5 protein-coding genes are annotated in these 3,599 nt (G+C 70.0%); 2 read left to right on the top strand and 3 right to left on the bottom strand.

Going from position 1 to position 3,599, the window contains the following annotated elements:
* On the top strand, nt 1-445 hold a 445-nt coding region (locus tag Q0C81_RS17425; RefSeq protein ID WP_291840972.1), incomplete at its 5' end, for a homogentisate 1,2-dioxygenase domain-containing protein.
* Nucleotides 442-831 carry a hypothetical protein gene (locus Q0C81_RS17430; protein ID WP_291840974.1) on the top strand — a complete coding sequence of 130 codons (390 nt, stop codon included), beginning with the start codon at nt 442-444 and terminating at the stop codon, nt 829-831. The genes Q0C81_RS17425 and Q0C81_RS17430, both read left to right, overlap by 4 nt.
* Before the next feature lie 79 nt (nt 832-910).
* On the opposite strand, the gene Q0C81_RS17435 is transcribed toward Q0C81_RS17430, so the two are convergent.
* From Q0C81_RS17435 to Q0C81_RS17445, 3 genes are all read right to left on the bottom strand, one after another.
* Nucleotides 911-1,195, bottom strand: a complete 285-nt coding sequence (locus Q0C81_RS17435; protein WP_291840976.1) for a hypothetical protein — start codon at nt 1,193-1,195, stop codon at nt 911-913.
* A gap of 81 nt (nt 1,196-1,276) precedes the next feature.
* Nucleotides 1,277-2,248, bottom strand: a complete 972-nt coding sequence (gene glk, locus Q0C81_RS17440) for a glucokinase (protein WP_291840978.1) — start codon at nt 2,246-2,248, stop codon at nt 1,277-1,279.
* A 51-nt stretch (nt 2,249-2,299) separates the two neighbouring features.
* A partial coding sequence (locus tag Q0C81_RS17445) for a dihydroxy-acid dehydratase (protein ID WP_291840980.1) occupies nt 2,300-3,599 on the bottom strand: 1,300 nt, incomplete at its 5' end.

Genomic DNA, 3,599 nt, shown 5'->3' on the forward strand with positions numbered 1-3,599 from the left:
GGTGAGCTTCGACCATCCGGACCCCTCGATCTTCACGGTGCTGACCAGCCCGTCGGACACGCCGGGGACGGCCAACTGCGACTTCGTGATCTTCCCGCCGCGCTGGATGGTGGCCGAGGACACGTTCCGCCCGCCCTGGTTCCACCGCAACGTCATGAGCGAGTTCATGGGGCTGGTGACCGGCGAGTATGACGCCAAGGAGGGCGGCTTCGCCCCCGGCGGCGCCAGCCTGCACAACTGCATGAGCGGGCACGGGCCGGACCAGGCCAGCTATGACAAGGCGGTCGCCGCCGAGCTGAAGCCGGTGAAGATCGAGAACACCCTGGCCTTCATGTTCGAGACGCGCATGCCGATCCGCACCACGGAATGGGCGCAAACCAGTCCAACGATGCAGCTGGACTACGACGACGTCTGGACCGGATTCACCAAGGGAGCCGTGAAATGAAACGACTGATGATCGCCGTGACGGCCCTGCTGGCCGCCGCCTGCCAGCCGATGCCGGCCACCGACGGCGCCGCGACCGCCGCGCCGCAACAGTCCCAGGCCAGCGCCGCGGGCAGCACCGACGCGGCCCTGTGCGCCTCCCAGGGGGGCAAGATGCTGCCGCAGGGCCGGATGCAGACCGTGCGCTGCGTGATCACCTACGCCGATGCGGGCAAGCGCTGCACGACCGGCTCGGACTGCCAGGGCGACTGCCGCATCGAGGACGTCGCCGGAACGCCGAACGCGGGCGCCCCCGCCGTCGGCCAGTGCCAGGCCGCCAGCGGCCGTTTCGGCTGCTACACCACGATCGAGAACGGCAAGGCGGAGCCGACGATCTGCGTCGACTGACGCGCTGAGCGCCGCGCAAGCAAAAGGCCCCGTCGCGAGAGCGGCGGGGCCTTCTTCGTTCGTCCGTGGACGGAACGGCTTAGTGGGCCGGAGCCGGGGCCGGCGGGGCGGTCATCTCGCCCGAGGGGGTGGTGCTCGGGGTGTTCGAGGTGGTCATGCCGCCGTCGGCGTTGCCAGCCTGTTGCTCGATACGGTCGGCTTCGGTGTTGAGGGCCTTCTCCTGGGCCTCGTTCGGGGTCGCGGCGGCCTGGGCCTCCAGCGCGTCGGCCTGGGTTTCGGCGGCCTTGTCGGCCGAGCTTTCCCCGCAGGCGGCGAGGCCCACGACGGCGAAGGCGGCGACGGCGGCGATGGTGAACTTGCGCATGTGAACTAACTCCCTGTGTTCGGGGAGGTAAACACCGTTGGGTCCGGAAGGTTCACGCGGCCGTGACACTTCCGTGACCTGTCAGGCCGCGAAGGCGACCCGCGCGGCGCCCAGAAGGGCGGCGTGCTTGTGCAAGATCACCCTCGTGGGAATGGCCGCCATATAGTCCTGGAACCGGCCCTTGCGCTCGAACCGCTCGCGGAAGGGACTGGCCTTCAGGAAGGGCAGGATGCGCGGGGCGATGCCGCCGGCGATATAGATTCCGCCGCGGGCGCCGGTGGTCAGGGCGATGTCGCCGGCCACGGCGCCCAGGATGGCGCAGAAGCGGGCCAGGGTGGCGCCGCACTGGCTGCGCGGATCCTCCAGCGCCTCGGCGGTGATCTGGGCCGGGTCGTCGATATGGGTCTCGCGCCCATCGATCTCGGCCAGGGCCCGGTGCATGTTCAGCAGGCCGGGGCCGCAGATGAGGCGCTCGATGGAGACCCGATCGTAGCGGCGGCGCAGGATGCGCAGGATCTCGTCCTCGACCGGATCACCCGGGGCGAAACAGGCGTGGCCGCCCTCGGAGGGCATGGCGATCTCATTGCCGTGCTGGTCCCGCACCAGGGCGGAGACGCCGAAGCCGGTGCCCGGCCCGAGCACGGCGATGGCCGAATGCGGCGCGCCCTCTTCCGGACCGCCCAGCGAGGCCAGCTCGGACGGCGGCACGATCGGCGCGCCCCAGGCCAGGGCCTCGAAATCGTTGATCAGGCGCACCGGCTCCAGGCCGAGCGTGCCCAGTTCGGTCTCCGACACCCGCCAGGGCGAGTTGGTCAGGTCGATCTCGCCGTCGGTGACCGCGCCGGCCACGGCGATGACGCCGCCGGTGGGCTTGACCTCGCAGCCGTCGATGAAGGCCTTCACGCCTTCGAGGAAGGTCGGATAGCGCTCGGCCGGGAAGCTTTCGTGATGCTCGAGCACCGGCCTGCCCTCGATCATGTGGGCGATGGCGAAGCGGGCGTTGGTGCCGCCGACGTCTCCGACGAGCAGGGTGCGGTCCCAGTTGACGGTCATGAGCGCTGTCCTTGAATCCCTTGCCGCGCGGCGGCTTCTTCTTGATTGGCGTCAGGCATCGACGGCGCGGTCGACGATATTCGGGTCGGGCGGGGTGTCGATGCTGACCGGGCTGCCGGTCGGGGTCGTGAAGCAGACCGAGGCCCCTTCCTCAGCGGTCGAGACGGTCTGGCGGAAGACGCTGAACAGCTCGCGGCCGTAGCCCCAGGCCGAGCCCTCGGCGTGGGCCTGGGTGCGGTGGGCGGCGGGGCGTTCGCGCAGGCCCGCGACGCCGATGGTGGTCAGCACCCCGGCCTCGGCGTCCAGCCGGATGATGTCGCCGTCCTTCACATGGGCCAGGGGGCCGCCGGCGAGAGCCTCTGGCGAGACGTGGATGGCGGCGGGCGTCTTGCCGCTGGCGCCCGACATGCGGCCGTCGGTGACGAAGGCGACCTTGAAGCCCTTGTCTTGAAGGACCGACAGGGCGGGCGACAGGCTGTGCAGCTCGGGCATGCCGTTGGCCTTGGGGCCCTGGAAGCGCAGGACCACGACCACGTCGCGGTTCAGCTTGCCGTCCTTGAAGGCCTGCAGCGCCTCTTCCTGGGATTCGAAGACCGCGGCGGGGGCCTCGACGATGCGGTTCTCGGGCTTGACCGCCGAGACCTTGATGACGGCCCGACCCAGGTCGCCCTGGACGAGGCGCAGGCCGCCGTCCTTCTGGAACGGGTCGGAGGCGGGACGCAGGATGTCGCGGTCCAGGCTCTCGGTGACGCCGTCGCGCCAGACCAGTTCGCCGTCGACCAGCGAGGGCTCCTGGAAATAGTGCTGGATGCCGTCGCCCATGACGGTCGTGACGTCGGAGTGGATGTGGCCCGCCTGGGCCAGTTCGCGGGTGACGAAGGCGACGCCGCCGGCGGCCTGGAAGGCGTTCACGTCGGCTGAGCCGTTGGGATAGACGCGAGCCAGCAACGGGGTGGCGGACGACAGCTGGTCCATGTCGGTCCAGTCGATCAGCACGCCCGCGGCGCGCGCCATGGCGACCAGGTGGATGGCGTGGTTGGTCGAGCCGCCGGTGGCCAGCAGGGCCACGATCATGTTGACGACCGACTTCTCGGAGATGACGTCGGCCATGCGGCCCCGGCCCGTGCGGGCCAGCTCGACCGCGCGCTTGGCGGCGGCGGCGGTCAGGGCGTCGCGCAGGCCGGTTTCCGGATGGACGAAGGCGGTCGACGGCAGGTGCAGGCCGCCCAGCTCCATCATCATCTGGTTGGAGTTGGCGGTGCCGTAGAAGGTGCAGGTGCCGGGCGAGTGATAGCTGCCGATCTCGCTGTCCAGCAGGGTCTGACGATCAACCTGATTTTGCGCATAAAGG

Source organism: Brevundimonas sp., assembly GCF_023259385.1.
Lineage (GTDB): Bacteria > Pseudomonadota > Alphaproteobacteria > Caulobacterales > Caulobacteraceae > Brevundimonas.

Excerpts from the sequence above, each read along its gene's own strand:
- Q0C81_RS17430 (WP_291840974.1), top strand. The coding sequence starts at position 442 with ATGAAACGACTGATGATCGCCGTGACGGCCCTGCTGGCCGCCGCCTGC.
- Q0C81_RS17435 (WP_291840976.1), bottom strand. The coding sequence starts at position 1,195 with ATGCGCAAGTTCACCATCGCCGCCGTCGCCGCCTTCGCCGTCGTGGGC.
- glk (WP_291840978.1), bottom strand. The coding sequence starts at position 2,248 with ATGACCGTCAACTGGGACCGCACCCTGCTCGTCGGAGACGTCGGCGGC.